Raw genomic sequence first — 26,857 nt, forward strand, 5'->3', positions numbered from 1 at the left:
TGACTGAAAAATTTAATACGGTTTGCATTGTTTACAGGTAAATACAGTTAACTTAATTTTTGGCAACCCTGTCCAAACACTTTTGCAATACTTCGGCAAATTCTTTATCATTTGGCGGAGCAAATATGGTGTTATGCTCACCCGGAATTTCGTGTACATTTACACCCTTTAGGGCGAACGGCTTCCAACCTAAAAACTCGAAATCTTCCATGTAAAAGGTCCGCTTTTTGGCCCTGAATAAATCAAGCGTTATGTTTAACGGCTTTAATACATAGTTGCGTAATGCTTTTTCGCTTGCCTCGTCAATTTCGTTATCGTAAGCAAAAAATCCTTCGCGTTTTTGGTTGGGTTTAAACACCTTCCAGTAAAGCTTTATCATTTGGCGTTTAAGCATCAGTCCTTTGTACTCAATAGTACGTTTAGGATCTTCGGCTAATAACACAAAACTATGGGCAAATTGCTTGGCGCGTAAGGCAGTTTTATCAACTATCTTTTTAGCCTTGCTGTCATTTATATCTGAACGGTCGGCATAAGTATCAAACATAGCCACCATTTTTACCTCTTTACCTGCTGCAATGAGTTGGTTTGCCATTTCATAAGCGATAATGCCACCTAATGAATAGCCTGCCAGTGCATAGGGGCCATCCGGATTTTTAGCAACGATTTCGGCTATGTAGTTTGCTGCAATTTCTTCCATTACATCCAGTGGCTCATCTATCCCATTCAGGCCACGTGCCTGTAAGCCGTAAACGGGTTGTTCTGCATCCATATTCATGGCAAGGGCATTAAACAACAATACGTTTAAACCGGCTCCGTGCACAATATACAATGGCATTTTACTACCATCTGGCTTAATAGGCACAAGCGATTCCCAGCTGATAACCTCATCACCTTCAAGCCGTGCGGCCAGTTTTTCGATCGTAGCGTGCTCAAACAAGGTAGCCAGTGGCAAACGCTTGCCGGTTTCCTGTTCAATAGCAGCCATGATTTTTACGGCAACTAATGATCGGCCACCCAGTTCAAAGAAATTATCAAGGATACTGATCTGCTCGATACCCATATTCTGCTGCCATATTTTAGCCACCAGTTTTTCATTATCAGTACGTGGTGCAACAAATTCACCTTCGCGATAGATAATGTTATAATCTGGCTTAGGCAGCGCCTTGCGGTCTATCTTGCCATTAGGAGTAATCGGGATCGCGTCCATCACCACAAAATCGTCCGGAACCATGTATTCTGGTAAAACAGCCAACAGCCCTTTTTGCCATGCATCAAACTGGTTTTTAAGATCAATGCCTTCTTTTGGCTCGGGCGAAATTACGTAAGCTACCAGTCGGGGCATTCCCGGAGTATCTTCACGGGCTATAACAACCGCCTGCTTAATATTTTCCTGCTTTAACAGGTTTTGTTCAATCTCTTCCAGTTCTATACGGTAACCGCGTACCTTAACCTGGTGGTCAATACGGCCAAGACAAACAATTTCACCATCCTGTCTGATCTTGCCCAAGTCGCCGGTGCGGTACATACGGGCACTTTCATCGGTTGAGAATATATCTTTCACAAAACGCTCGGCAGATAACTCTGCACGGTTAAGATATCCAACTGCAACGCCATCGCCGCCTATATAAATTTCGCCAATTGAACCATCGGTAAGGTTGTTAAGCGCTTCATCCAAAATATAGATCTGGGTATTGGCAACGGGTTTACCAATCGTGATATCTTCGTCGCTGGTGATCTGCTTAATGGTTGAGTAAATAGTGGTTTCGGTAGGGCCATACAGGTTCCAGATTTTCTCGCATTTAGGTAATAGTTGCGTAACCAGGTCTTTAGGGAAAGCTTCGCCACCGCAATATACTTTTAAGGGTAGTTTGTTGTCCCAGCCAGATACCAGCATCATGCGCCAGGTAAAAGGAGTTGCCTGCATTACCGTTACATCTTCAGCCTTAACCAAATCAACCAGTGCGCGGCCATCTTTTGCGGTGGCCGAATCGGCTAACAAAAGTTCAGCGCCTGTTATCAACGGCAAATACAAGTCCAAACCGGCAATATCAAATGATATGGTAGTTACAGCTAATACTTTATCAGCCGGCGTTAATCCAGGAACTGTTTGGCAGCTCACCAAAAAATTGATCAGGCTGAAATGACGGATTTGAACCCCCTTTGGCTTTCCGGTTGAACCAGATGTATATAGGATATAAGCAAGATCCTCGCCGTTAACGCCGGTTTCGGGTTCAGTTACAGGATACGAGGGAAACTTCTCCAGTGCATCTTCAATCAAAACTTCGGTTGAGCTTGCAGCAAAATGGTTGTGGTATTTTTCGGAAGTGATCAGAATCTTAGCTGAAGAATCCTCGAGCATAAATTCGATACGATCTTTCGGATATTCAGGATCAAGCGGTACATAGGCTGCACCGGTTTTCATAATAGCCAATAGGGATATCACCATTTCGGGCGAACGGTCAAGCGCAACACCGGCAACGTCGCCTCTTTTAAGCCCCTGATCAATCAGGTAGCCGGCCAGCTTGTTTGCAGCTTCATTGAGCGCTTTATAAGTAAAAACACGTTCGTGAAATTTCAGCGCAACCTTATCCGGGTACTGGTTTGCTGCTGCTGTAGTTAAATGGATAAGTGCCTTTTCTTTCGGATAATCTACGGCAGTATTGTTTAACATGCTTATAACGTCGGTATTCAGAGGGGCATCCATAATTTTTATATGCTATATTATTCCTGATTCAATTAATTATCAACCTTGTTTCCGTTATTTAACTGCAGTTGCCTGGTCATTTACGGGTTCTGCAGGTGCGTGATCATGTGGCGTATGAATAAACTTTTTGTTTGCTCCTTTTAGTTTGAACAACAGCAGGAACATGGTGAAAAATATGAGCGGTAGTTTAAGCATAGCTTCTAACAGTTTTCCATTATAGAACGATGTGGGTATGGCAACTATGATACCAAGGTAACAAGCTGCAGTTGCACCGAGCCATAAATGCCAGTGCGGACCGATACCAGGTGTGAAAAAGGAGATCAATAACATGAGCGGCATCAGGCCAAGCATCAGCACGCGGGGTAGGATAGCCATTTGGTAAATCTCGTTCACATAATCAAAATTGCCGCGGAAAAACTGGGCAGGCGCGGTAGCTCCGTACTTTTTAAGCAGGTTGAACTGAGCCGAAAGCCAGCGTTTACGCTGCTTTTCAAACACCGCCGGGTTACTCACTTTTTCATCGTATATGTAGGCTTTTTCGGCGTAAGCAACATGGATTTTATCGCGGGTAAGCAGCAGGCCCATTTCTTTGTCAAAGCCGCCCACAGCATCAATGCGCGACATTACATTCACAAAAAGCTTGTATTCCAAAGCCATTCCTGAACCAATAATGGCTGCCGAAAACTTAAATAACTGTTGTGACTTTCTGAAAATGTGATTGTTAACTTCTTCGCTCACAGCATCAAGTATGGCTACCTGCGTATTTGAATTTTTTGCTACGCGATGGCCTTGTACCACAAGGTGGCCTGCCTGCAGATAATTATTGATCTGGTGCAGATAATCGGGCGCGGCGATATTATCAATATCAAAAACAACGGCTGCATCATATCCGGCAGCTGTGTTTTCGATGGCTTTGTTTAATGCTTTTGATTTAGTACTCGTTTCAAAAATAACTTCAACCACTTGCAAAGGCATCTGCTTTAATTTGACAATGGTTTCAGGTTTCATGGAGTCGGCAATAACGCAAACCGTAAACATATCTTTAGGGTAATCGATAGTTAACGCTGCCGCTGCCGAGTTTAAAATAATTTCATCTTCTTTATAAGCGCAAATGTAAACGATGAATTTACTGAGTGCTTTTGCTGGAACGGGCTGCTTAATGGGGATTAATTTCCCCAGCACGGAGAACACAAACAGGTATAAGCTATATACACCGAGGTATATAAAGAGCAAAACGGCGATAACAGATGCAATGAATTTAATGATTTCCATGTGTTTTGATGATAAATCCTGTTTTTATTAATTATAAGTAACAGGTTTGTTTCTCTAAAAATTAACCTTTCTGCTTATTATTCAAATTTGTTGCCAGTAAGCCTTTGATCTCTGTTATACGGTGCTCCCACGTATTTTGTGCTGCTATTTTTAATCTTTTTTGCTGTAAAAAAGGAGTGTCGTTTAACGCAAGGTTAAGGGCTGCTGTAAATTCATCTGCATTTTTGCAGATATATACGGTATCGCCGGTAAATTCTTCCAGATCTCCGTTAAAATCGGTGATCACAACCGGGCGGCCCGATCCCAGGTACTCAAATAATTTAAGTGGAAAAATTGAGCTGCTTACATCATCCTTTTTAAAAGGGATAATGGCAACATCAAAGCCTTTGAGTACGGCGGGTAATAGCTCATAGGGTACTGCACCTTTTTTGAAAATATTAGGAGCGTTAAAAGCAGGATTGTTTTCGTAATCAATATCAACCGGGCCAACAAAAACAAAATTTTTATCCGGATTTTGCTCCAGTAATTGTGTTATCAGTTCATAATCAATACGGCGTTCGATATTACCGAAATAGCCAATGACAGGCTTTTTTACATCAGCCAGAATCTCGGCCACCGGCAAAGTGGGATCAAGCGCTTTTTGACTATGACTGATGTTGGCTGCGTTGGGCACAAAGTACGAATTGGGGTTAAGCTTTCCTTTTACATTGCTCAATTCCTTACTGGTGCTTATTATCATATCCATATCTTTCACCAGTATATCCTCTGATATCAGGCCGTGGCGGGTTTGGTATTCTTCAATCAAAGGGTCGACACAATGGTAAACCTTAAGTAGCGGCTTTAACTTCAACAACCTGTGCATGGTTGGATAATAAAACGCGTACGAATTGATGAAGATATATTCCTTTATCCCCAGGTTTTTTATAACCTTATTTAGCCGGCGTGCAACAATCCCTTCGTTCACCTTCAAGGCCAAGCGGTATAAGGCCCCCTCGGGCAGTGAATTGATTGAGGGTACCGGAGCGGTAATGATGATCTTTAAGTTTGGGATCTCCGTTTGAATAAAACTATCTTTCGGCGAAAAAAAGTGCGGCTTGCGGGCGTTATAACCCGGCGTGTTTTTAAACTGGATATAATCCTTCCAGGTATACGGCCTGTCAACATAGTACACAAAGTTATCCGTGGCCAGGTGTTTGGCCATGGTATAGTTAGTTGACTCGAGACGGCTATCAAACTGCATTTGCGAGAATATAACGATATGCTGGTTTTTTAGCTCCATATAAATAGCTTGTTATTCGGTTAATTGTTTTCCTTTGATTTTGTTCAGCACAACGCCTATCAACTCTTTTAGTTCGATGTAACCTAAAACAAAGATGTCGGATATTTTAAATTGCAGGTTTTTCTTTAATGCCCAGTAACCAAATATTGCCCCGGTAAAAAACGTGAAGATGGATGCAATGGCTACTGCGTAAAGACTGTGAAACACCAGGATACCCGTGAAGTCGCCAATTATGTTTACTGTTAACATCAGGAATACCTTGATCATGTTAAGATGGGGCTTATTAATAATATCAAGCGTGATCCCGAAAAACCTGTCGATAGGCAGCAGCATCACATAGCACATAAAAATCCTGAAGATATTGCCTGCATCAGAGTGCTGGTATTTGGCGCCGAATATCAAGCCGATAATAAGATCAGCAGCTGCAAAGCAAACTATAGCAATAGGAGTGAGTGCCATGGTAAGCATGCCCGCATATTTTTTCATGATATAGGTTACATGTTTTTTATCACCACGTTGTACCGCTGCCGACATTGCCGGTAAAGCCGTAGAAATGAAGGCCCTTAGCGGGATCTCAAAGATTTCCATAAGCCTTTGCGGGATATAATATACAGCCAGCAAATCGGGGCTGAACATAGGTTTTACGATCAATGTATCGGAGCTCCTGAGCAGATAAGAGCTTATGGATGTGCCTACACTAAATTTGCCAAAATGGGCCATTTCTTTTATGGTATCCCAGCTTTTATAAGCTATCGTTTTTACCTTGGCCCAGCCTATAATAATGCAAATAATACTGCTTAACAGGTTGGCCGCAAAATAAGAGTAAATAGTTGTTTCAAAGTCTGATTTGCCCGCAATGGCCAAGCCAACTACCAATACCAGGAAACCTCCCTGGTTCATTAACTGCAGAATGAACATTTTATCAAAACGTTCTTCGGCTTGCAATATCCAGAGGCTCACGGCCGACGGAAGCGTACAGAAATAAATGAGACTAAACCATTTAAGCGTAATGGCGATATCGGTTTCCGGATTTCTGTAGATAAGATAGATCAGCAGGTTTACAATGGCAAATACCGAAGTAATTATAAAGCCAAGGTACCAGGTTGCTCCCGATATATTTTTCTTTCTTTCGGGTGTTGACCCCGCATAAAATTTAATGAGCGAGGTTTGAAGGAAGCCGGTGCGGAAGGTATCTGCCAGTGTAAACACGATGAGGAAGAATACGTAATTACCAAAGTCGGGCTTACTTAACCGGCGGGCCAGTAGTGATAATATCACCATCCCTAAAACCGGCAAAACCGCGTTAGTTGCCAGTGAAAGCGTGTGTTTATTAATTAATTTTTTGAATAAACTCATGTATGTTGTTTTACGCTTTCTCCCAGGCTTGTGTTGTGAAATTATACTGTTTTATTACTTTGGCCGGATTGCCAACCGCTACCGAATAGGGCGGAATATCCCGTGTTACCACGCTGCCGGCCCCAATAACCGAATGTTTTCCGATAGTTACCCCCGCGGTCACCACGCAATTCGCGCCTATCCATACATTATCATCAATAGTGATTTGCTTGGTTGTAACTTTTTGATGCCGTGGCGGTATAGTTACATCCTGGTAGCCGTGATTAAGACCGGAGATAACAACGTGCTGAGCCGTCATACTGAAATTGCCTATTTTAACCGGGCCAATTACAACAGTGCTGATGCCAACACCCGATCCTTCGCCAATAAAAACATCACCGACGCCGTTATTGATCACCGCAAAATCTTCGACAATGCTTTTTGCGCCAAGTGAGAATTTATTGAACGGAAAAAGGTCCATCCGCGCGTTGCTCCTTACCACACTACCTTTACCGCGCTCGTGAAAAAAGCGGTTGAGTATAAGCCTAACCCATAGCCTCGGTCTCGACTGGCCCGGCGGGATCAGCATCCAATGGACTAACTTTTTTAATTTCGGGTTTGATTTTATGGATGATACAAATGACATCTGCTTAATTAAATTAGTATTGCCCCTGTGTTGTTATTCTTTTTCAGCTGTTCCTGCTCCTGGTCATCTATGCGCTTGCATACTACAAGGATGGATATGGCCAGGTAAAACAGGATGTTTGACGGATATTGAACGAGTGCCTGTTGCGGAAAGTTACCTATGTTGAATGCAAACAGGATCAGTAACATGGCAAGGCAATAATTTTTGAGCTCCGGATTTTTAATACTGAAATAAAAGTTGATCCCCGTTTTTAGCACCACGAAAAACAACGTACAAAAAAGGAGCAGGCCAACCCAGCCCATTTCAACAGATACGCGTACGTAGCCGCTATCGGGAGGGAATTTGGCCAGCATCGAATTTGGCGAAAACTTTCGGCCCCAAACACCTACAGAGCCCAAGCCTCCACCAATTGGGTGGGAGAGGATAAATGGTTTTATTTTTTTCTGATTTTCGGCACGAACGTTATATGACGGGTCATCAGAAGGGTTGAAAGCGGTTTGGAAACGCTTGATTAGCGGGTTTGATGTTGGCATTACTATCAAAATACCAAGTAATGCACCTGCTATAAGCGTAAAGGTTAAAACCCGTCTGTTAAAATTTAAAACCGCCAGCATGGAAAGCGCTCCCGGCACCAATACATAAGCAGCCCTGGTGCCAGAGTAAAGCATCACATACAGAAAAAAGCCCGCGATACAGCCCAGGGTTACCTTACGCTTAAGCGGAACATCACCCATAAGCAACACAACGCAAAGCAGCGCGCCAATAACCATGTTATAAGAAAACGTAACAGGATCCGAAAAGATGCCGAACTTACGCATGTGTCCGTTAATAAATAATAAGCTTACGCGCAAGGGATCGGCATACAGATACTTGTGCTCAAACGGAAAAAAACCAATGTTTTCTTGTTGGAAAGCCGAGATTCCGGCCAGTATATCCAGGAAGATCCAAAGCTTTAATAAGGTTTTAATAAACCTTACCGTGCGGATCTGGTAAACAAAAACATAGTACATAAGCATAATAAAGCCTACTGTACGCACAGTATATATCCAGGCCAGCCTTGATTCGGCGGATGGGTTTACAAACTCAAGCATGTTGTACGCCAGCCACACCAGTATCATGTAACTGATTGGATTTTTAAAATAAGTCCAGTTCCGTTCGGTACGCTGTTTGATAAAAAAACCAAGGATGAGCAGGTAGGTTGTTACGTCCATCAGCGTACCAATGGGAACCTGATCTGGTAAAAATTCTGAAACGTAACTGATAAAAAATGCCGCTATAATCAGTGCACAGATCCCAAATTCGGGATACACAGTAATTGCGAATACAATGGGCAGGCCTATGGTTAATGCCAAAACGGCGCCCACACCTATAAATTCGAGCTTATACGTTAAAAAGCTCACGGCAAGTGAGGTGATGAGCAGAAAAAACAAGGCAAAAGGATGCGAAAACTTTTGGATTACAAGATTTTTCCAAACGTTTCGCTTAATGTCATTATTGCCTGTTTGTTCATTTCGCATAAGGTAGAATAGAAATGCTTTTTAAAATCTACAGGAACAGGATCTTTACCGCCCATACAAATACACCAATAAATGCAAATACTATGGCCGCTTTACGTGTTTTTTTTTGCAGCGGACTTAAATCTTCAAACGGATCCTTTTCTGGTTTTGGAGGGTCTATTCTCATTTTAAGTAGTATTAATATTTAACGATGCCTGGAGCGCCGGTTAATTAAGAGTTTTTTTCTTTTTTCTGATTGTAATCAGTTTTATTGAGTACCCAACCTGCAAATCTGTTTTCCAACCCTTTTAAATAGGCTATGTGTTGTTTTTGAGAATTGCTTATCTTTTTATTTGCCTCAAATACCGCAATGGTTTTATTAGCGAACAACAACCACTCTTTTGATTTATTAAGCGCTGTAAGCGGGGCTGTATCAATGATCACAACATCGTATTTAGAGCGTAAGTCATCAAACCTGCTTTTTACAAACACCTCACTGCCAATTTCAAGCAGGGTTACATCGCCGCCACGGTTACCTAAAACAGTAGTATTTGAACTGCTGAGCTCTTGTTGTCCCAACGGGTTGCTTTTAAAGTAATCTTCCAGGTAGGTTTGTGGCTGGGCTGTATTGCTAATAGTGGCGTTATTGAAGTTACCGTCAATTAACAGCACCCTTTTGTTGATCATAGAGTAGGAGTAGGCCAAACTTATAGCCAAGAGGGTTTTACCTTCGGCCGGCTCAATACTTGTTATGGCTAACACTTTTTCGCCTCTTAATTCCTGGTCAATTTCAAACCTGATAGAGCGCAGCAACTCTTTAAAGGTTTTCATTTTATCCCGGTGTTCCACATCCCAAAGTTTGCGCAGATCGAGGTTTTCACCGCTGATCTTATTTAAATAACCTAATAACGGTAACTGGGTTTTATTAACCAATTCGGCAGGGCTTTTAATGGTATCATCAATGTAGAATAAAACAAACAGCCAAAAAATGCAGGCAAATAAACTGCCTATGCCACTTAATATGATGAGCAACATTTTCTTTGATGGCTGTGCCACATCTGGCTGGGCCATTTCAACCTGGATGAGTTTTATTGAAAAGCTCGAACGCAGGTTGGTTTCATTGTATTTATTTAATACATCAAGATATTCTTTACCGGCAATGTCAATATCAAAGTCGTAAGTTTTTACTTTAGCATCAAACGGAACCAATCGTGAAAACTTGGCATTTAGGCTTGCCAATTCATTTTCTATTGATTTTACGCTATACTTGGCCAAATCACGCGAAACCTCAAGGGTAAGCTTTTGTTTAATCTGGTCGTCTTTAGCTATTAACGGATTGGTAATATATTTATCAGATGTTAAATTAATCTGGTTTGCTAGTTGTTGCTGTAAAGAGTCGATCGATTCTTTATACTTGTTATTAAACCCGCTCCGTACATACTGATCTTCAAGTGTATGCAACTGCTCCTGAGTAGAAATAATAGCCTGATTGTATTTGTTTGTTACAGCTTCAACATATTTCCGGTCATCGGGCGTAAACTTTTGGTTGATAGCATCAATAGCACCCTGGTTTGCTATCATATCTTTATCGGCCTGCAACTTTTTATCGTTGTAAACCATAATTTGACCAAAAATAGCTTTTGATTGCTCATCAAGGTTCAGTACGCCATTTTCAATTTTATATTGCTGTAGCTTGCCGGTTTGATCGCTAAGGGCTTTACGTTTAGTGTCAAGCAGGTTAGATAAAAATGTTACCGCGTGTGATTCGTTTTGTTTTACACTCTCGGTGTAATAGTCAATAAACTGTTTACACAAGGTGTTTACTACAAAAGCAGAAAGTTGAGGGTTTTCTGAGTCAAAGCTCACCGATATAAAATCACTGTCTTCGTTACGCATGATCACCAGGTCTTTCATGATGTTGCGCTCATCATATTTCATTGACCGGAGCAGTCCTACAACGGAGTTTTCTGTTTTATCATAAACGGATAAGGGCTCGAGGGTAGCAAATTTCTTTTTTAAAATTGCCAATACGTTGTCCTTTTCATAGGAGTGCAGTTCAAGTAATTCTTTACTTGGTTTACGAAAAGGGTAAGGGTCTGTCAGGTCATGGATCATAAGCGAATAAGAAACCTGGTCAACAAGTTTCTTCAGCTTCATGATGGCAATCAGGTTGCTGAATTCGCGATAAACCTGCTGTTCCTGTACGTTGGCCGTAGCATCTTTATCAAGAATATGCCTGGAGGCATCAATAATACCGGTTGCTATCTCCGCGTGCGACTGGTAATCATCGGGTAAGTTTTTTACCAGGAAAAACGAAGCGATTACCGCCACAAGCGGTATTATAATCAGCGTAGTTCGGTGTTTTTTTAGTAGATTAAAAAAATTGCCTATCTCCATTTGTTACTTAACGTCTTCTAATTTGGTGCCCAATAATTCTTCAAGATTGGTCTTGGCTGTAAATGTCGCTAATTCAGCTTGTACTTTAAAGGAGTTTTGGTTGTATAAACTGTTAAGTTGTTCGTTATAAATCTGAAAAGTTGTTTCACCTTTTTGGAATGCATACTTTAATTGCTTAACTGCACTTTCGGCATCTATTACGGCATTGGCCCGTAACCTTAGCTCGGCTTGAGCTTCAAGATAAGCATAGTAGTAACGCTTAACCTGTGCTTCAAGGGTTAACATATACGCTGCCTGCTGATATTCGGCCGCTTTATAAGTTTCTTTTGCCTGACGGATAACTCCCGGCCTTGAAAACATTTGACCTATGTTTAACGATATAGCTATCTGGTAGCCTTTAAATATTGTAGGCTGCGAAAGATTGATTGAGTTTTGCGGGCTATAAATGTAAGATGCCGTTACACCTTCAAGCCATGAAAATACTGTTGAATTGTAAAGGCCCTTCGCTGCATTCACCTGGCTTTGGCGTGCCTTAACTTCAGGGTAATTCTTTTTGGCAGTAGCTATCAATTTTTCAAGGTACGGATAGTTAACGTCGTTTATAAATGAACTTTGCTGCGCTTGTACGCGGCTGGTAAAAAAAAGAACGATTATAGAAAGATACGTGAGCTTTAGTTTCACAGGCATAGTTAATTATACTTTTTCTTTTTGGAATAGGGCAGGTACAGTACCTACAATAATTTTTAAATCTAACCAAATAGAGTATTTCTGAGCATAAAAATTATCTAATTTTTTCCTTTCACGTTCAGACATGTCTTCTTTGCCACGTTTGCTGATCTGCCATAAACCAGTTAAGCCGGCAGGGCCAAGGAAACGCATCGACCATTCGTTTGAGGTAAGCATCTCTGCCTCATACAGCGGCAAAGGCCTGTTACCAACTACCGACATATCGCCACGTAGGATATTGAACAATTGAGGTAACTCATCCAGGCTGGAGTTGCGCAGGAAGTTGCCCAGTTTAGTAATACGAGGATCGTTCTTGATTTTTACGAAAGCTACCTTATTATCGCCGGCTTCAGATGCATATTGATTATTCTCGGCCGAAAGCTTGGCAAGTAACTGGTCAGCGTCGGTACGCATCGACCTGAATTTATAAAAATCAAACACTTTATAGCCTGTACCTACACGTTTGCTTTTATAAAACACGGGTCCTTTTGAATCCAGTTTAATTAAAATGGCAACTACCAGCATAACCGGAGATAATACCAGCATCATGCCCCCCGAAATTACAAGATCGATAAGGCGTTTACCTGCAGGCATTTTATATGCTGTATCAACAACTTTTGACAGCTCAAGCAGTTTAGGTTTTATCAGTTTAAAACGCACCAAAAAGTTAAGCCTTTCACGCAAATCGCTTATAGAAAAAGGTTCGCCATAAAAGTCATGGACTTTTAGTTTAATGGCTTGTTGCCTTAAGGCTTTATCATTTTTTGATGAAAGCAAAACGATGATCAAACCGTTTAACAGGAAGCTTTTTTTAACTTCGTCAACCAGTTTTAACCATTTACCTTCGGCATCAATTTCAACCAACAGAATATCCGGAACGGTTAAAATAGATTGCTCGCCCAAATAATCATTAAGCTGATCAATGGTTGTGTTGTAAGCTATTTTGAAGCCTTCGTTTAAGCCATTGGAGATTTTTTCCTTGAACTCGCTGCCGGCATATGCTATCCTGATGTTAGAACCTGAGCTTTCGTTCCAATCAGATGTTTGATGATTCATAAACTTGTAAAACTTGGTTAATGGCTGTTTTTAATGCGGTTGGATTAAATGGCTTGTGTATGTGAGCATCAACCTTAAAGGGCATGGCGCTTACCTGGGTGTCAAGATCATGGGCAGCAGAAAGCAATATAACCGGAATGTCGCGGTAAAAACCACTGATCTTAACGTTTTTGACAAATGATTGCCCGTCAAAATAAGGCATCTGAAGGTCGGATATGATCAGCTCGGGCATGTTGCCATCCTCAAGCCAGCTAAAAGCTTCTATGCCATTGTTCTTAACTACGATATCATATTCTTTTGAAAGGATAAAATTGAGCAGTTTCAATATGCTCAGGTCATCATCAACTATAAGTAGTGTTCTTTTCATGCTTAATTTAATTGGGGTTATTTAATAAGTAAAAAGCAATTATTTATTAATCAGTATGTTGATTTTTATTATTGTTTGTTATCTGTGTTTGAAATATAGAAAAATATGAATTTAATAAATATTATTAATGAAAAGTAAATGAACTTATTATTTGTTTTAACTAACAGCTAAGTATAAAATAAATAGTTTAACAATTACTGCTTTTGTTTTTCATGTAATTATATGCAAAAAACATTCCTGAAATGAAAAATAACCGTAATCAAAGGTTTGATGACCTTTTATACGGGTAATGCACGAAAAAAGTTGTAAAAAAACAGGGAAATTAACGGAAAGTTAATAATAGCCCGAGGAATTTATTCCCACGGCAGGTAGCTATTATTCCCCAAAACGGGATTTATTTATACCTGGTAAAAGGTATTATCATGTTACTTTTCTATGATGGATAAAAAATTCCCCGCAGGGTCTTTAAACCAGGCTATCTTAGGTCCACCGCTTAAGAATACTCCTTTTTCGTTTGTCTTAAAATTTTCCTGATCGTAAATTTCAAATTTAACTCCGCGGGTGCTGAGTTCATCTACAGCTTTCTCTACATCATCAACCGGGAAATTCAAAATAGTAAAGGTGGCAGGCACATGATTGGGCTTGGTGTATATCAATATAGGCGTGCTGCCTGTTATATTAAGGTTGAGCAAGCCCTCCATTTCGGGCACAACGCTTACGTTTAAACCAAGCACATCAGCATAAAACGCCCTGGCTTTAGCTGTATCGTCTACCGAAAATCCACTAAATGCTTTGCTGTCTTTTAACATAATAATTGATTTATATTAATGTACTACCATGCCATTAAAAGATTTGTTTGCGAAAAAAATAAGATTAATCGGTCAATACCTCGGCCCTGCAGCCCAAATCATTTAAAAAGCTGATTAACGATTTTGCACATAAAGTGCCGCTGTCGCATTGTACCCGCAATATCCTGTCGCAATCATCCAAATCAAAATTGGCTTTATGATTTCCAAATGCTTTGTGAATGGCGTCCAAAAGCATGCTGGCCTGGCGGCGCTTATTTACGTTGGTTTTAAAAACTTCTACCATCATAAGTTTTTGATTAGTTGCACTTTTAATGGAGATTAAAATATATCAGAGATGCCATACTATTGGCATCTCTGATGGTTTTGCAATTATTACGGACGGTTAGGGTTGTAAGAGATCATCCAGCTGATGCCAAATTTATCTTTGATCCAGCCAAAGTAATCGCCCCAGAACTCTTCACGCATTGGGCCGCCACTCTGCTGACCGGCTGACAAACCAGCGTGAAACCTATCGGCTTCTTCTTTTGATTCGCAACTGACAGTAAGCGAAAAGTTAGTGCCCATGGTTACCAAACCCATGCCCCCTTCTTCAACACCCAAAGCGTCGGTACCCATAAGCATATTACCGGGGCCAAGCGGCAGTGCAATGTGCATAAGCTTGTTAAGGTCTTTTTCGGCAAGCTTTGATGCTTCGGGGCCGTCTTTAAAACGCATAATTACGGCAAATTCGCCTCCAAAAACCGATTTGTAAAAGTTAAATGCTTCTTCGGTATTACCGTTGAAGTTTAAATAAGGATTTACGACTAACATGTTGCTTGATTGTTTTTGATTTATAATTGGTGATTTTATAAAGTAAAGATAAGCGTTGCTGCTTAATACAGAAGGGTGGTATTAAGACATGTTAAGGGGCTAATTGCGACATTATTATTTGCCGTAAAATACAAAAGAACCGAGAGGATTTTGTTCTTTGTTAATTCTCAGTCGGTACTTTGTTTGATATAAATTTATATAGGTATGGTGCTTTATGCGCGCCGCCAGTCCACTTTTTGGCTATCCGTTCCAGAATACCAAGCCCCAACATTTTGCGTTGAAAAGCAGCGCGGATAAGTTTTTTGTTCAAAATAGTTTCGTAGAGCGACTGGAGATCGCCCATTGTAAATTCATCGGTCATGAGGTTAAAGCCTATAAGCTTTTGATCGAGGTTGCTTCGTAGGGTTTCTAAAGCCTTATCAATAATTTGCCGGTGGTCCTGCATTAAAAGAGGCAAGTTGTCGAGGCTATACCAATCGCAGCTATCGGATATTTCATCAGGAGCGGGTACGGCTTTGGTGAAATCAACAAGGGCGTAATAGCCAATTGAAACAAAACGCTTAAGGAGCCAGTGGTCATGAGGTGGTTCGTATCCCCGGGCTTTCATAATTGTTTTAAGAGGGGCGGGGTCATAGCGGCTATAATCGCCAAATACATAAAACTGCTCCAGGTAAATATCGCTTAAAGCCGTGCGGCTTTCCAATACCCTGCGGGCTGCCTGGTTTACATCTTCATTATCATGAATAAAGCCACCCGGCAGGGCGTATAATGATGAGTTTTTATAGGATAGCAATAATACCTTTAACTGGTTATCATGAAAACCGAAAATAACTGTGTCGATAGCCAAGCCGGGCAAAAAACCTTCGCCGTTGATATTGCTTTCCTGTTGCTCAAACTCTTTATTCATGCAGTTTTGAAAAAAATGATTGCACAAGTAACAAAAAAATTTGAAATGTGAAGTTAAATATTTTATTATTGTATCATTATGTTACAATAAGGTGTGCTGTCCTTATTTTCTCATTTACACATTCGCTACAAACCAAATAACCAATAATGAAGAAACCAATTTTAGTAATGCTGTTGCTTGCGCAGGTTGCCTCGGTAAGGGTAATGGCGCAGCTATCTGCAAACAAAACAACCGTTGAGACCGGTGCGCTTGAGGGTACGCGCGAAGCATCAAATGTTTTAAGCTTTAAGGGCATCCCTTTTGCCCAGCCACCTGTCGGCGATTTGCGTTGGAAGGAGCCTCAGCCGGCCAAAAACTGGGAGGGTACTTTAAAAGCCGATCATTTTGGTCATAACCCTATGCAAAAGCCGATTTTTGGCGATATGGGGTTCAGGTCATCAGGTATGAGCGAAGATTGCTTGTATCTCAATGTATGGACGCCTGCAAAGTCATCTAAAGAAAAACTGCCTGTGCTGGTTTATTTTTACGGCGGCGGTTTGATGGCTGGTGATGGCTCGGAGTCGCGCTATGATGGTGAGAGCATGGCTAAGAAGGGCATTGTAGCACTAACGGTTAATTACAGACTTGGTGTATTTGGCTTCTTTTCGCATCCGGAGTTAACAAAGGAGTCGCCTAATCATTCATCGGGCAATTATGGATATCTTGATCAGCACCTCGCTTTGCTTTGGGTGCAAAAAAATATTGCAGCCTTTGGCGGGGATCCTGCAAGGGTTACCATAGCCGGCGAATCTGCAGGGTCTATTTCTGTATCGGTACAAATGGCTTCACCCTTATCAAAAGATCTGATAGCGGGCGCTATTGGTGAAAGCGGTGCCGGTATTAAGCCAACACTTTTCCCTATTCCGCTGGCTGATGCCGAGCAAAACGGCGTTAAGTTTGCCGCTAATGAAAAAGCAAATACCCTGGCCGATTTACGGGCTATACCTGCCGAACAGTTACTGAATGACGCCTTTAAGCCCGGTACACCGCCAATGTCGGCCACTATTGATAATTATTTGTTACCAAAATCACTGCCCGAAATATTTATGGCAGGTGAGCAGGCTAAGGTGCCATTGCTGGTAGGGTGGAACTCGGCCGAAGTGCCTTTCCAGTTTATGATGCGCGGAGACGCGCCAACGCTTGAAAATTACACCAAAACGCTAAAGCAACTATATGGTGACAGGGCGGAGGAAGCATTGAAGTTATATCCCGCTGCAAATGATGAAGAAGTGATTAAAGTAGCAACCGATCTTTCAAGTGATCGTTTTATTGTATACAGCACCTGGAAATGGGCCGACTTACAAGTGCAAACAGGAGGGAAGCCTGTTTATCGTTATTTGTTTTCGCGCGTACGTCCGGCGATGGTAGCTTCAATGGGTAATGCAACTCCAGGGCTTGCCGGTGGCGTAGTTAAAGGCGATGCAGCAAAACCTGCCCCTAAAATGCCACCGGCAGTGGGAGCAGCACATGCCTCAGAAATTGAGTATGCTATGGGTAACCTGGCCGGAAACAAAACCTATGCCTGGACCCCTGACGATTTCAAGGTATCTGAAACTATGGAAAATTACTTTGCCAACTTTATAAAAAAGGCAAACCCTAATGGAGCTGGCTTGCCTAAATGGTCGGCAATTACAGATAACAACAATGTTAAATTCATGGATATAGACGTTAAAAGTGAAGAAAAGCCGGAAGTTAACCGTGCCCGTTATTTGTTTTTAGATAAAGATTACATGAAATAAGACCTTTTTTTCGGATGTATGGGCTGGCTCCTGTGATTTTTCGCAGGGGCCTTTTTTATGAATTTATATGGCTATCTTTATTTAATGAAATTGATCCCACAAAAAAGTGTCTTATTTAAATGGTTATTTACAGCCGTTTTGATACTTGGCTTTTTTACTTTTTCGGGGTTTACTATTCAAACAACCAATCGCTTTAACAAGCCTGATATAACTTTAGTTACAGGCAATGTGACGAAAACTTCCAGGTCAATTTCGTATAAGGCTGCTTCGAAGATTGGTAATCAACCAGCTTCTTCGGGCTTAATTCCTGGATATTGCAACTTTCAGATTTTAAGCCTTTTGCATAGTTGGGAAGCTTGTATCGAAATTAAACAATCGTCTCGCCTGTTTATAACAATCAAAGCATTCAAAAACTTTTCTTTCATCCGGGCTTACTGTCTGGCATCAGGTGATGATCTTCCATTTATTGCATAACCCTTCATAAATTGATTACCGGTCGGTAATCATCTTCCCTTTTAATTATTCGGGGTAACAACCTTTATAAGGATTGTCCCCGCCATTTTATTTATAAGATCAGAATGAAGAAAATTAAGAAGTTCATTAGGGTTTGCGGACTTATATTGTTTATGATATTAGCAGTTGCAGGCATAGGCATATTAGGCGTGGCACCCACTTTAACCAAAGACAGGAAACTGTTTGCTGATAAACATCCCACGACAGAAATTGCAGAAAAAGCTGAAACCGACCAGGAAAAGCCCGATGAGTAGCAGATAACTTACCTTAACATGAAGTTCGTAGCGGCATGAATAGCCAGCTAATAGTTATCTTTGCCGCTATGAACTATTTTGAATTTTATGGCATCCCGGAATCTTTTAAAGTTAACCAGGCATTGCTGAAGAAAAAGTTTTACGAGTTGAGTAAGCTATATCATCCCGATTTTTACGCCAACGAGGATGAGGCAAAACAACAGGAGATATTGGAGCTGTCGACCCTAAATAACAAGGCATATCTGGCACTTGGCGACCCAGCCAAGCGGTTAGAATACATTTTAAAGCTGCATGATCTGGTATCAGAAGGGGCAAAACCACAATTGCCTGCAGATTTTTTAATGGAAATGATGGACATCAACGAACGCCTTATGGAAGTGGAAGATGCAACAGAACTGGCATCTATAACTTCAGAAGCGCTTGCAATTGAGGGGGATATGAATGAAGAGCTTGCCGAGCTGACTAAAGACTACGAAGAGTTGGACGATACCGCCAAGGAAAGCCGCCGAATAGAAATTGCAAATATTTACTATAAACAAAAATATTTGTTGCGAATTAAAGAGAGTTTGTCTACATTTGCAGCCCGCTTGTAAGGGAACGCACTTACAAAATGCCCAGATGGCGGAATTGGTAGACGCGCTGGTCTCAAACACCTGTGGGAAACCGTGCCGGTTCGACTCCGGCTCTGGGTACTTTGCCGGAGTAATCACGATAATTCGTTTTTACTCCGGTTTTTTTTTGTTGTAATGTGTTGTTAATGTGGTAGATAAGTGCTGCTGCTTCGTTTACTTCGGCGGTTCGACCTTTCATTTCTGAAAAACGCCATTTTTTTGAGAAGATCGAACCAATTATAAATTGTTTACCTTTTATATCAGCTGACCGATATAAATAAATGAGATCCTTTAATTTATTTACCGCATTCTCTATTAGGTTTTCAATATCGATATCCGCTTCATAGAAACTTGATAAATCAGCAAGGTCAGCTTCTAACGACGATGTCTTAGTTTCGCACTCTGTTTTCATCAATTTGTAATCGGCACTATCAATTGTATCCGACAACAGCATTTCTCGCAGCCTCGTCATCCGATGGTTTTGTTCGGTAATCTGCTCTATAATTTTTTTTCGTTCAGTAATATAGATTGCCTGGGTATCGCCGTATTCGCCGCGAACAATCGCAGTGTATAATTCAGCTACCCCTGGTTTGGGCACGAATTTCATTAATTCATGCTCTAATGATGTATTTACTTCTTCGGCCTTAAGTCTGACTTTACAAGGCGCTTTACAATGGTAGTAATAATAGTATCCCGTCCGGCCTTTTGACGCGCTGCCTGTCAGTGTACGGGAGCATTCAGGACATAACAGAAAGCCTCGTAATGGTAAATTTTTCGGACAAACCGCTTTGATGGCCAAATCTCTTTTCCGGCCAGTTAAAACATCCTGGACCTCGTGGTACAGAGTTTCGGAAATTAATGCCTCGTGTACACCTTGTACTATAGTCATAGGTTCATCATTAAATGCGGGAACTATGACTTTGCCACAGTAACATGGATTTCTTATCGCCTCCCAGAAACTATTTCTGGAACACTTCAACCCTCGACGTCGCGCCATGGCCCATATGTTCTCAATAGCGAAGATGTTCTCGGCAATTTGTTCAAATGCCCATTTCATGTGGGCAGATTCTGGTTCGTTGAATGCGATATATTTTGTCCCGTTTTCCCTTGTTTTATTGATATAACCAGGCAACGCCCTGCCCATCCAACGTCCTTCTTTTTTTCCTCGTCTCATGCCATATTTGACATTTAACGCTCTTCTGTCATTTTCTACTTCGGGCATTGAAAGATAAACTGCAAGCATGATCTTGCTTTCTGGGATGGAGAGATCGAGGGGTTGTTCGATTGCAACGGGTTGTAATCCCAATTTCATCAATACGCTAATCATTCCATAAGCGTCTGCTGTGTTCCGGCTAAAGCGGTCCCATTTGGTAAATATCAATTTGTCATGTGCTTTGCCTTTAGTTTGCTTGAGATTGGACAGCATTTTATTCCAGGCGGGTCGATCAAATGTTTTGGCAGAATGGTCTTCAAAAATAACTTGTCCGACTATTATATTATTACGTTCGCAATATTGCCTAAGTCGCTCATCTTGGTCCCTTTGTGAAAAACCTTTGTCGGCCTGTTCATCGGTACTAACGCGTATATACAGAATCGCTGTTTTCATATCTCTAAATCTCCCTTATTGCCGGTTATCAGCTTTTTTTGCTGTTCTATTGACAATTTAGCGAATTTGTACATGATAACCAAAATGATTCGAGCCTCATCGAGCGTTATTACTGTGCCGTAGGATTTAAGCAAATTCACGGCTGTTTCTGGAGTGATTTTTTGTTTTCTTACTAGTTGGTAATCATTTTTTGACATTGGTTATTACAACATTTAATCATCAAATCAGAAGATGGATTTATCTCAACGCAACAATATCGTTTGTAAGATGGAGAATTAGTCACGAAACACCGCGTCCAGACGTTCAATAACTTTTTGGGCGGGAGAGGCGAGATGCCCCATCCATATAGGAGCGGCAATTACAAAAATGCTGCAGTCCCTGATCTTTTCAAGCAAGGCGGGCCATTCATCGCCGTCTCCTTCATCGGACGAGTTTCCAGTCAGCACATTATAGTCGTTCAGCCTGATGATTTCTGTTTCAAATCCTTTTTCCCTTAACTGACCAGCTGCTTTTTTGGCAAGTGCTTCTGTATTTGAGAATTTCGGCGCACGTTTAAGCGTACAATTGATAAATAATGCTTTCATTGATATTAAAAAAAAGAGCCGCCATTCGGCAGCTCCTGAAATCTGATTTTTTTACTTCGAAGCGTCACGCAAAACCTTTACCTCGTCGTGAGCGGCGTTTACACCACTCTGCTGACGTCCAATGATCTCGCGGGCATTTGAACTCAGCTCCGGATCTTCCAGTGCGTCACGATACGCTTTTTTGATAGCATCTTCTCCTCGTTCCGCTTCTGATAAAATGCTTTCGCGCGTATTACCACCAAATACGGATTTCACGTCTATCCATGCACGGTGCAGGCTGCCCGAAACGCTTGTTCCGGTTTCCACCTCACCTCCTTCCGCGCCAACCAATGCGGAAAGTTCCTGGCTGTTCTCGCGGCTTTGGGCTGCATATCGCTGAAAAATTTCTTTCAGGTCAACGTTTTCGTCTTTAATATCTGCTATCGCTTTCTCAAAACCGGCTATCCGGTCATTGTTGATCTCGATCAGTTCGTTAAGAACTGAAGTTGTTTTGGTTTCCATAGGTTTGATTTTAATAGAACATTTACTATCTGATACAACGTCCCGAGAGCTTGATGGTTTTAATTAAAATTAATTATAAAGAAATTATTTATGGTATGATAATCGCTAATTAATAATTATGAAAATCCTCAAGTTGATCCCTAAAGCAAAAACCGTTGTTGAAAGTTCAGTTTCGAAGTTATTTATAGACGGTGACGCGACTATTTTTGCGGGCACACCACGTCAATTCTTAAAAAATAATCCCAAAGTATTTACACCCAATAATGGATTCATTGCCTGACTTAGTTTACCATGAAAAGAATTTCCACATCAACTATCCTATTAGTTTCAGTGACGGCTGGTACAGCCTGTTGGCTGATATTCGGTAGTATTTTAAAAAGAACGGTTAAAATACAAGTCAAAAACCTCACGGCTGGAATGATCAGTTATGACTCGGATATTTCTATAGAATTAACACGTCTTTTAATGGACATGATTACAAGTTAAGGTTGGACAAGGAAACGTTTTGAGGATGGCAGGTTTTACAGCGCAGCACCCGCTGTATTATTGAAATAAGCATAAACAGTTTTTCCCTCATTTATCCATTCCCGGGTACAGGTTGCATACTCGAAAAAAAAAAATCAACACCGTAATTGCCCTTGTATCGGCCCTGGCCCATGAAACCAAAGGTAAATCTAATTGTCCACCTTCAGTTCCGTTGGGAAGGCAGAAGCAGGCACATCCTGTAAAACGCTGCAAGCCTGGTACCTGTTTAGTAATTCATATGTATGGCCGTTATGCCACGAGGGGAGACGAAATTCGCCCCCCAATGGCCAATCAGTACTTGTTAACATGCCCAGTAATTCATCTAACTGGGCTGACGCCTGGTAGTTCACACCGGGCGGAAACTTGATCAGTAAGGTCCCCTGTCTCTTCTTAGCAGGCGATATCGCGTTCATAAACTCTGTTAAGGCAGCTAAAGAAAACAGCAAGTTCTTTTGACGCGTGATCTCCTTCCATAATTTAAAAGAACCGAAAGCCAGGCGGAACTTCCTCAACCCACCTGTTGATAGTTTTCGCTCTCGGCAGTTTTTAAAAAGAACGGTTCACTTCCAGACTGTTCTTTAGCAGCGCGCAACAGCTCAGCCTCGCCAGGTCTGCATGAACTTAAGGAAATTCGCGCTTAGGTATGGATAATTGCAAACTACCCGCCCCACCATAAAAAAAACATTTTTGCAACAAGCCGGGATACAGGATGTTTTGGTGAAAGGATGATTAGTAAATCAGAATTTCTATTGAATTGGGTGAAGAAAAAATATGGAGGAAAGATCATTCCCGTAAGTGATGTGCCCTATATTGATCACGTAATGGCGGTTGCCGAAATTGCAGCAAATTACGCGGTATTCGGTTATGAAGCGGGCCTGTGCCATGATATGCTCAAAGATCATATTTGTACCGATGTTGAATTGATCGATGCTTTGTCCTCCTGTGCCTACAGTTTAGCGGAAATAAATACTATTATGGTTTTAGTACTTGAATTGACTGATAAGTATACAAGTGGAGCTTTCCCTAAACTAAGCAAGAGAGAACGACGGCGAAAAGAGAACAAGCGACTGAGTAAGGTTAGCGCCACTGCACAAACCATCAAATATGCGGATCTATTATACAATATGGACTGGAAGCTGCGATATGAGCCTGAAAAAGCGAAACGTTACCTGAAGCGAAAAATCCGATTATTACAGCGTATGGATAAAGGCAGCACTGCTTTGCGGAAAAAAGCATTAGACCATGCGTATAGCTATATTTAACGGATAGAGCGCCTGTAAAATGAGTTAGTAAACCTGCGTTAGTGGCTGGTGGAGAAAAAGGATGAAGTTATTGCCGAAATCTATCATGCGTGTAGCTATATTTAACGGATAGAGCGCCTGTAAAATGAGTTAGTAAACTTGCGTTAGTGGCTGGTGGAGAAAAAGGATGAAGTTATTGCCGAAATCATCGCTGAGACGCTACGATTTATCACGTGTTCCAATGTTTGTCTTAAAACCCTTGGGGAACTACATATCATCACCGGGAATAAGTGCAAACTGCCTCAGCCGATCTGGGCGTTCTTCCTGCATTTTTTAGAGGACTGGTTAAAGTATAATAGTGACGCACTTCATTGCGCGGTCATAAGTTCTGAGCGCAATATATGGCCAGCAAAGGTTTTAAGAGATTTCTTATGAACACAGCAATCGGTCAGCGTTTTGCTAGAAGACTCGCTGGGGCTGTTCATTCAGGGAGACAAGCGAGACGCGTCTATTTTGATCCGTTGACCGATGATTCTTTTTTGAATCCGCTGAACAAGGATTATATAACGTTGGCTGGCGCCGGAACAATGAACGCATTCATATCATTTTTCGTTCGTATATCCGGTCAAACCGAAACAGGCAATACTGCGGATCTTCAAAAAGATTAAATGATATCAAAGAGATTACAGCCGATACTTTTCAGGCCGGCAAAAACCAGAAGCGATTTTTCAGATTCATAAGTCCATATTATCGAATCACGCAGCAACAAATGTTGAATAAGTTGCTGTAACTTGTTCTCATTGTAATAAAATATTTTCTTGCCGTAATAATTCTCCGATCTGTTCTTTTACAAGAATTGCGCTAAAAATATATTGGTATTCAAACATTTCACTGCTAATTTGTTTGTTTTTATGTTAATTGCTGAATATGTCTGGTATTAATAAGGTGTTTTTGATTGGTCATTTAGGTAAAGGTCCGGATTTACGTCATCTTGATAACGGCGACGCTGTCGCATCCTTCCCTTTGGTTACCTCGGAAATGATTTGCAAAGGTGACCAGCAACAAGTGGTCACCGAATGGCATAATATTGTCATGTGGCGATCCATCGCAGAAAGTTCGGTACAACTGATAAAAGGGCAATTGGTGTATATCGAAGGTAAGCTCCGTACCCGTAATTTTACGGATCGATCTGGAATTAAAAGATATGTAACAGAAATTGCAGCAGACCATTTCGAAATACTGAACTGATCCTGACCTAAACTTTTTGGAACCAGGCTGTAATTTTTTTGCAGACTGCACTACTGCCATTACTTTGCGGAATTTCTTATTATTAAAACAGGGTTACAATTTGTAACCCCTGTTTTATTCTAACAGCTTGTACCCACCCAATATAATTAAGAGTTTAAATTGGGTTTGCCAGCGCGCCTGTAATTGCGGACATCGCTCGGACATTAAAAATTCGTTAGCGTGAAATAGCGCCGCCCATGTTCTCGCTGTAGGAGAGGTATTTAAATTATCAACTTCTTACCTCCCGGCGCATGAAAAGACAATAAGCCAACGCGAAACAGCAGGTCATACAGGCTAGTAGCCCGCTAAACTGTGGCCATACGATCATCAGGCTTTGCGTGAACGGTAGCGGGGATGGAATCGCCCCCGCCATTTGCTCCATTGTCAGCGGGCCCAGACTGCGTACCGATGGCATTAGTAAGGTTGTAACAGAATCAGTATATAGCTGGTTAGGTGATATCCGCAGAATATTCAACACCATATCGTTGTAACTGATCGCCTGCTCTTGCGTGAGCTGCGATGTGTCAGGTAGCAGCGATCTTAGGAACAGGTTAACGATAATCTGGTAAAATATCGTAAAAAAAAGCCAAAGCCCTATTGCTGTGATCGCCGAAGTCGCAGTCTGTCTGAATACAATGGAAAGCATCATCGATAAACTGAGCCAGAAAGCGACGTAGGTGATGGTGATGAAAACAAACCCTCCGATCCGAAACAATTCATCGGGCTCTATCCTTACGCCCGTTAAAATGAGGCCGGCACCGATCATCAGCAATGCAAGAACAATAAATAAGCTGCTTATGATAAGCAACGCGCTGCTAAATTTTGCGAGCAGCAGATTGTCCCGGTAAACCGGCTGGGCCATCAGCCGTATAAGCGTTCCGTTATTCTTTTCTGAATTAATCGCATCAAAGCCCAGGCCAATACCCAGCAATGGTGCTAAGAAGCTTAAAAAGATATGAAAAGGAGGGATCGAGTTATCTGTTACCGTCAGCAGTTTGAGATAAAGTAAATTGTGGTCCGGATCATGTGAATTTCCGGTAATCGGCATGATGTTCGAAAGCGAGCTATACATGGCCGCAATAAATGTTAACACAATCAGCGCTATCAGAACGACGAAGCGCCAGCTGCGAATGTGGTCGGTTATTTCCTTGCTCAGCATCACGGCGAATGCACCTGCTTCAGACTGTTTTTTTGTAATCTCTTTTACTTGTGCCGGTTTCAAAATATTTTTGATAAATATCGTCAAGTTCATAATTCTTTTGATTTACACTGATAATGTTGCAATCATTTTCAACGAAGAAACGCACCAGGGCCGGAGTTATATTCCGGCTGCACCTGAACTCAATCGTGTTGCCTTGATAGGAAATGTCATCGATGGCCTCCCAGGCTTTCAGTATCGCTTCAAGCGGCCAGGGATGAGGTAAGTCGTTTTCCACGACAATCGAGGTCATGTAGCCGTTTTTGCCAAATAATTGCTGGGCTAAGCTTGCCTGGTTACCTTCTGCTAAAACCCGCCCCTCCACAAATATTCCGACGCGGTCACAGACCTGCTGGACATGATGTAAATGGTGCGAGGAAAGTAAAACCGTCAGGCCTTGTTCCCGGCTCAACTTTCTGATCAGTGCCAAAAAATCTTTTACGCCGGTAGGATCAATACCAAGAGTAGGCTCATCTAAGATGATCACCTCCGGGTCCTTTATGAGCAAATCGGCCAAACCCAGGCGCTGTTTCATCCCTCTGGAAAAGGTGGCGGTCTTTTTCATTCCCGCTTCAGCCAGTCCGACTACGTCAAGTACCCGTACTGCTTTGTCTTTAAGCTGCCGCTCAGGCAGGCCATTAAGCCTTCCGATATAAAGCAGGTTATCCAACGCCGTCATGTGATCATAAAAGCCGACGCTGTCAGGCATGTAGCCTACCTTCTTTTTTACTTTTATGGCATCACTCGTCGCGTTATATCCACAAACCGTAGCTGTTCCGCTTGTTGGTTCGGTTAGACCCAGCATCATGAGTATGCTGGTGGTTTTTCCAGCGCCATTGGGTCCAAGCAGTCCGAATATTTCTCCTTTATGGACTTGAAGGTTCAAATTATCGACCGCGAGGTGATTGCCATAACGTTTCGTTAGGGATCTTAGTTGTATAACAGGATCTTTCAT

Annotated in this window: 29 protein-coding genes and 1 tRNA gene; 9 read left to right on the forward strand and 21 right to left on the reverse strand. The window is 41.7% G+C overall.

Annotation, left to right across the window (positions count from 1 at the left end; genetic code table 11):
- Positions 1-52: 52 nt before the first annotated feature.
- From BMX50_RS17165 to BMX50_RS17230, 15 genes are all read right to left on the reverse strand, one after another.
- Positions 53-2,704 carry a non-ribosomal peptide synthetase gene (locus BMX50_RS17165; RefSeq protein WP_091211747.1) on the reverse strand — a complete coding sequence of 884 codons (2,652 nt, stop codon included), beginning with the start codon at positions 2,702-2,704 and terminating at the stop codon, positions 53-55.
- A 54-nt stretch (positions 2,705-2,758) separates the two neighbouring features.
- Positions 2,759-3,976, reverse strand: coding sequence for a glycosyltransferase family 2 protein (locus tag BMX50_RS17170; protein WP_091211748.1), 1,218 nt, complete (start codon positions 3,974-3,976; stop codon positions 2,759-2,761).
- A gap of 61 nt (positions 3,977-4,037) precedes the next feature.
- Positions 4,038-5,255 (reverse strand): glycosyltransferase, encoded by a 1,218-nt coding sequence (locus BMX50_RS17175; RefSeq protein WP_091211749.1) that lies wholly within the window; start codon positions 5,253-5,255, stop codon positions 4,038-4,040.
- 12 nt (positions 5,256-5,267) lie between these two features.
- On the reverse strand, positions 5,268-6,611 hold the full coding sequence (locus BMX50_RS17180) for a lipopolysaccharide biosynthesis protein (protein WP_091211750.1): 1,344 nt from the start codon (positions 6,609-6,611) through the stop codon (positions 5,268-5,270).
- A gap of 10 nt (positions 6,612-6,621) precedes the next feature.
- The gene (locus tag BMX50_RS34915; protein ID WP_091211751.1) at positions 6,622-7,236 is read right to left on the reverse strand and encodes an acyltransferase; all 615 of its coding nucleotides are present in this window, start codon (positions 7,234-7,236) and stop codon (positions 6,622-6,624) included.
- 8 nt (positions 7,237-7,244) lie between these two features.
- Positions 7,245-8,753, reverse strand: a complete 1,509-nt coding sequence (locus BMX50_RS17190; RefSeq protein ID WP_091211752.1) for an O-antigen ligase family protein — start codon at positions 8,751-8,753, stop codon at positions 7,245-7,247.
- A gap of 28 nt (positions 8,754-8,781) precedes the next feature.
- Positions 8,782-8,919, reverse strand: a complete 138-nt coding sequence (locus BMX50_RS34575) for a hypothetical protein (protein ID WP_167667979.1) — start codon at positions 8,917-8,919, stop codon at positions 8,782-8,784.
- Positions 8,920-8,963: 44 nt separating this feature from the next.
- Positions 8,964-11,129, reverse strand: a complete 2,166-nt coding sequence (locus BMX50_RS17195; protein ID WP_091211753.1) for an exopolysaccharide transport family protein — start codon at positions 11,127-11,129, stop codon at positions 8,964-8,966.
- A gap of 3 nt (positions 11,130-11,132) precedes the next feature.
- Positions 11,133-11,810, reverse strand: coding sequence for a TolC family protein (locus tag BMX50_RS17200; protein WP_167667982.1), 678 nt, complete (start codon positions 11,808-11,810; stop codon positions 11,133-11,135).
- A gap of 12 nt (positions 11,811-11,822) precedes the next feature.
- On the reverse strand, positions 11,823-12,911 hold the full coding sequence (locus tag BMX50_RS17205) for a sugar transferase (protein WP_091211755.1): 1,089 nt from the start codon (positions 12,909-12,911) through the stop codon (positions 11,823-11,825).
- Complete coding sequence (locus BMX50_RS17210; RefSeq protein WP_091211756.1) at positions 12,892-13,278, reverse strand: response regulator; 387 nt, start codon at positions 13,276-13,278, stop codon at positions 12,892-12,894. Before BMX50_RS17210 ends, BMX50_RS17205 begins: the two co-directional genes overlap by 20 nt.
- A gap of 425 nt (positions 13,279-13,703) precedes the next feature.
- Complete coding sequence (locus BMX50_RS17215; protein WP_091211757.1) at positions 13,704-14,087, reverse strand: VOC family protein; 384 nt, start codon at positions 14,085-14,087, stop codon at positions 13,704-13,706.
- A gap of 64 nt (positions 14,088-14,151) precedes the next feature.
- On the reverse strand, positions 14,152-14,373 hold the full coding sequence (locus BMX50_RS17220) for a hypothetical protein (RefSeq protein ID WP_244281016.1): 222 nt from the start codon (positions 14,371-14,373) through the stop codon (positions 14,152-14,154).
- Positions 14,374-14,459: 86 nt separating this feature from the next.
- On the reverse strand, positions 14,460-14,897 hold the full coding sequence (locus BMX50_RS17225) for a VOC family protein (RefSeq protein WP_091211758.1): 438 nt from the start codon (positions 14,895-14,897) through the stop codon (positions 14,460-14,462).
- 160 nt (positions 14,898-15,057) lie between these two features.
- Positions 15,058-15,804 carry an NUDIX hydrolase gene (locus BMX50_RS17230; RefSeq protein ID WP_091211759.1) on the reverse strand — a complete coding sequence of 249 codons (747 nt, stop codon included), beginning with the start codon at positions 15,802-15,804 and terminating at the stop codon, positions 15,058-15,060.
- 146 nt (positions 15,805-15,950) lie between these two features.
- Between BMX50_RS17230 and BMX50_RS17235 the strand changes: the two genes are divergently transcribed.
- The 5 genes from BMX50_RS17235 (at position 15,951) to BMX50_RS17255 (ending at position 19,041) form a co-directional block, all read left to right on the forward strand.
- Positions 15,951-17,582 carry a carboxylesterase/lipase family protein gene (locus tag BMX50_RS17235; RefSeq protein ID WP_091211760.1) on the forward strand — a complete coding sequence of 544 codons (1,632 nt, stop codon included), beginning with the start codon at positions 15,951-15,953 and terminating at the stop codon, positions 17,580-17,582.
- An 84-nt stretch (positions 17,583-17,666) separates the two neighbouring features.
- Positions 17,667-18,056 (forward strand): hypothetical protein, encoded by a 390-nt coding sequence (locus BMX50_RS17240; protein ID WP_091211761.1) that lies wholly within the window; start codon positions 17,667-17,669, stop codon positions 18,054-18,056.
- Positions 18,057-18,160: 104 nt separating this feature from the next.
- On the forward strand, positions 18,161-18,349 hold the full coding sequence (locus BMX50_RS17245) for a hypothetical protein (RefSeq protein ID WP_091211762.1): 189 nt from the start codon (positions 18,161-18,163) through the stop codon (positions 18,347-18,349).
- Between the two features lie 68 nt (positions 18,350-18,417).
- Positions 18,418-18,942, forward strand: coding sequence for a Fe-S protein assembly co-chaperone HscB (gene hscB / locus BMX50_RS17250; RefSeq protein ID WP_091211763.1), 525 nt, complete (start codon positions 18,418-18,420; stop codon positions 18,940-18,942).
- Positions 18,943-18,961: 19 nt separating this feature from the next.
- Positions 18,962-19,041, forward strand: a tRNA-Leu gene (locus BMX50_RS17255).
- Here BMX50_RS17255 and BMX50_RS17260 read toward each other — a convergent pair.
- The 3 genes from BMX50_RS17260 to BMX50_RS17275 form a co-directional block, all read right to left on the reverse strand.
- Positions 18,995-20,566: a recombinase family protein gene (locus BMX50_RS17260; protein ID WP_091211867.1), complete on the reverse strand. Its 1,572-nt coding sequence runs from the start codon at positions 20,564-20,566 to the stop codon at positions 18,995-18,997. The genes BMX50_RS17255 and BMX50_RS17260 overlap by 47 nt on opposite strands.
- A 275-nt stretch (positions 20,567-20,841) precedes the next feature.
- Positions 20,842-21,150 (reverse strand): flavodoxin family protein, encoded by a 309-nt coding sequence (locus tag BMX50_RS17270; RefSeq protein WP_091211765.1) that lies wholly within the window; start codon positions 21,148-21,150, stop codon positions 20,842-20,844.
- A 51-nt stretch (positions 21,151-21,201) separates the two neighbouring features.
- Positions 21,202-21,651: a ferritin-like domain-containing protein gene (locus BMX50_RS17275; protein WP_091211766.1), complete on the reverse strand. Its 450-nt coding sequence runs from the start codon at positions 21,649-21,651 to the stop codon at positions 21,202-21,204.
- Positions 21,652-21,769: 118 nt separating this feature from the next.
- Here BMX50_RS17275 and BMX50_RS34580 point away from each other — a divergent pair, with 118 nt between their 5' ends.
- Positions 21,770-21,931 (forward strand): hypothetical protein, encoded by a 162-nt coding sequence (locus BMX50_RS34580; RefSeq protein ID WP_162996888.1) that lies wholly within the window; start codon positions 21,770-21,772, stop codon positions 21,929-21,931.
- Between the two features lie 394 nt (positions 21,932-22,325).
- Here the strand turns inward: BMX50_RS34580 and BMX50_RS17280 are convergent, their stop codons facing one another.
- Entirely contained in the window at positions 22,326-22,688 is a 363-nt protein-coding gene (locus BMX50_RS17280) for a DUF72 domain-containing protein (RefSeq protein ID WP_091211767.1), read from the reverse strand.
- Between the two features lie 213 nt (positions 22,689-22,901).
- Between BMX50_RS17280 and BMX50_RS17285 the strand changes: the two genes are divergently transcribed.
- The 3 genes from BMX50_RS17285 (at position 22,902) to ssb (ending at position 24,665) form a co-directional block, all read left to right on the forward strand.
- Entirely contained in the window at positions 22,902-23,438 is a 537-nt protein-coding gene (locus BMX50_RS17285) for a hypothetical protein (protein ID WP_091211768.1), read from the forward strand.
- A 410-nt stretch (positions 23,439-23,848) separates the two neighbouring features.
- Positions 23,849-24,085, forward strand: coding sequence for a hypothetical protein (locus tag BMX50_RS17290; protein ID WP_143065202.1), 237 nt, complete (start codon positions 23,849-23,851; stop codon positions 24,083-24,085).
- Positions 24,086-24,344: 259 nt separating this feature from the next.
- The gene (ssb, locus tag BMX50_RS17295; RefSeq protein WP_091211770.1) at positions 24,345-24,665 is read left to right on the forward strand and encodes a single-stranded DNA-binding protein; all 321 of its coding nucleotides are present in this window, start codon (positions 24,345-24,347) and stop codon (positions 24,663-24,665) included.
- Positions 24,666-24,933: 268 nt separating this feature from the next.
- Here the strand turns inward: ssb and BMX50_RS17300 are convergent, their stop codons facing one another.
- Entirely contained in the window at positions 24,934-25,956 is a 1,023-nt protein-coding gene (locus BMX50_RS17300; RefSeq protein ID WP_208864733.1) for an ABC transporter permease, read from the reverse strand.
- Positions 25,883-26,857, reverse strand: a complete 975-nt coding sequence (locus tag BMX50_RS17305; protein WP_091211771.1) for an ABC transporter ATP-binding protein — start codon at positions 26,855-26,857, stop codon at positions 25,883-25,885. Before BMX50_RS17305 ends, BMX50_RS17300 begins: the two co-directional genes overlap by 74 nt.

The organism is Mucilaginibacter gossypiicola, assembly GCF_900110105.1.
Lineage (GTDB): Bacteria > Bacteroidota > Bacteroidia > Sphingobacteriales > Sphingobacteriaceae > Mucilaginibacter > Mucilaginibacter gossypiicola.

What these genes read in the sequence shown, in the direction of transcription:
- BMX50_RS17165 (WP_091211747.1), bottom strand. Translation starts at nt 2,704, where the DNA reads ATGGATGCCCCTCTGAATACCGACGTTATAAGCATGTTAAACAATACT.
- BMX50_RS17170 (WP_091211748.1), bottom strand. Translation starts at nt 3,976, where the DNA reads ATGGAAATCATTAAATTCATTGCATCTGTTATCGCCGTTTTGCTCTTT.
- BMX50_RS17175 (WP_091211749.1), bottom strand. Translation starts at nt 5,255, where the DNA reads ATGGAGCTAAAAAACCAGCATATCGTTATATTCTCGCAAATGCAGTTT.
- BMX50_RS17180 (WP_091211750.1), bottom strand. Translation starts at nt 6,611, where the DNA reads ATGAGTTTATTCAAAAAATTAATTAATAAACACACGCTTTCACTGGCA.
- BMX50_RS34915 (WP_091211751.1), bottom strand. Translation starts at nt 7,236, where the DNA reads ATGTCATTTGTATCATCCATAAAATCAAACCCGAAATTAAAAAAGTTA.
- BMX50_RS17190 (WP_091211752.1), bottom strand. Translation starts at nt 8,753, where the DNA reads ATGCGAAATGAACAAACAGGCAATAATGACATTAAGCGAAACGTTTGG.
- BMX50_RS34575 (WP_167667979.1), bottom strand. Translation starts at nt 8,919, where the DNA reads ATGAGAATAGACCCTCCAAAACCAGAAAAGGATCCGTTTGAAGATTTA.
- BMX50_RS17195 (WP_091211753.1), bottom strand. Translation starts at nt 11,129, where the DNA reads ATGGAGATAGGCAATTTTTTTAATCTACTAAAAAAACACCGAACTACG.
- BMX50_RS17205 (WP_091211755.1), bottom strand. Translation starts at nt 12,911, where the DNA reads ATGAATCATCAAACATCTGATTGGAACGAAAGCTCAGGTTCTAACATC.
- BMX50_RS17210 (WP_091211756.1), bottom strand. Translation starts at nt 13,278, where the DNA reads ATGAAAAGAACACTACTTATAGTTGATGATGACCTGAGCATATTGAAA.
- BMX50_RS17215 (WP_091211757.1), bottom strand. Translation starts at nt 14,087, where the DNA reads ATGTTAAAAGACAGCAAAGCATTTAGTGGATTTTCGGTAGACGATACA.
- BMX50_RS17220 (WP_244281016.1), bottom strand. Translation starts at nt 14,373, where the DNA reads ATGATGGTAGAAGTTTTTAAAACCAACGTAAATAAGCGCCGCCAGGCC.
- BMX50_RS17225 (WP_091211758.1), bottom strand. Translation starts at nt 14,897, where the DNA reads ATGTTAGTCGTAAATCCTTATTTAAACTTCAACGGTAATACCGAAGAA.
- BMX50_RS17230 (WP_091211759.1), bottom strand. Translation starts at nt 15,804, where the DNA reads ATGAATAAAGAGTTTGAGCAACAGGAAAGCAATATCAACGGCGAAGGT.
- BMX50_RS17235 (WP_091211760.1), top strand. Translation starts at nt 15,951, where the DNA reads ATGAAGAAACCAATTTTAGTAATGCTGTTGCTTGCGCAGGTTGCCTCG.
- BMX50_RS17240 (WP_091211761.1), top strand. Translation starts at nt 17,667, where the DNA reads ATGAAATTGATCCCACAAAAAAGTGTCTTATTTAAATGGTTATTTACA.
- BMX50_RS17245 (WP_091211762.1), top strand. Translation starts at nt 18,161, where the DNA reads ATGAAGAAAATTAAGAAGTTCATTAGGGTTTGCGGACTTATATTGTTT.
- hscB (WP_091211763.1), top strand. Translation starts at nt 18,418, where the DNA reads ATGAACTATTTTGAATTTTATGGCATCCCGGAATCTTTTAAAGTTAAC.
- BMX50_RS17260 (WP_091211867.1), bottom strand. Translation starts at nt 20,566, where the DNA reads ATGAAAACAGCGATTCTGTATATACGCGTTAGTACCGATGAACAGGCC.
- BMX50_RS17270 (WP_091211765.1), bottom strand. Translation starts at nt 21,150, where the DNA reads ATGAAAGCATTATTTATCAATTGTACGCTTAAACGTGCGCCGAAATTC.
- BMX50_RS17275 (WP_091211766.1), bottom strand. Translation starts at nt 21,651, where the DNA reads ATGGAAACCAAAACAACTTCAGTTCTTAACGAACTGATCGAGATCAAC.
- BMX50_RS34580 (WP_162996888.1), top strand. Translation starts at nt 21,770, where the DNA reads ATGAAAATCCTCAAGTTGATCCCTAAAGCAAAAACCGTTGTTGAAAGT.
- BMX50_RS17285 (WP_091211768.1), top strand. Translation starts at nt 22,902, where the DNA reads ATGATTAGTAAATCAGAATTTCTATTGAATTGGGTGAAGAAAAAATAT.
- BMX50_RS17290 (WP_143065202.1), top strand. Translation starts at nt 23,849, where the DNA reads ATGAACACAGCAATCGGTCAGCGTTTTGCTAGAAGACTCGCTGGGGCT.
- ssb (WP_091211770.1), top strand. Translation starts at nt 24,345, where the DNA reads ATGTCTGGTATTAATAAGGTGTTTTTGATTGGTCATTTAGGTAAAGGT.
- BMX50_RS17300 (WP_208864733.1), bottom strand. Translation starts at nt 25,956, where the DNA reads ATGAACTTGACGATATTTATCAAAAATATTTTGAAACCGGCACAAGTA.
- BMX50_RS17305 (WP_091211771.1), bottom strand. Translation starts at nt 26,857, where the DNA reads ATGAAAGATCCTGTTATACAACTAAGATCCCTAACGAAACGTTATGGC.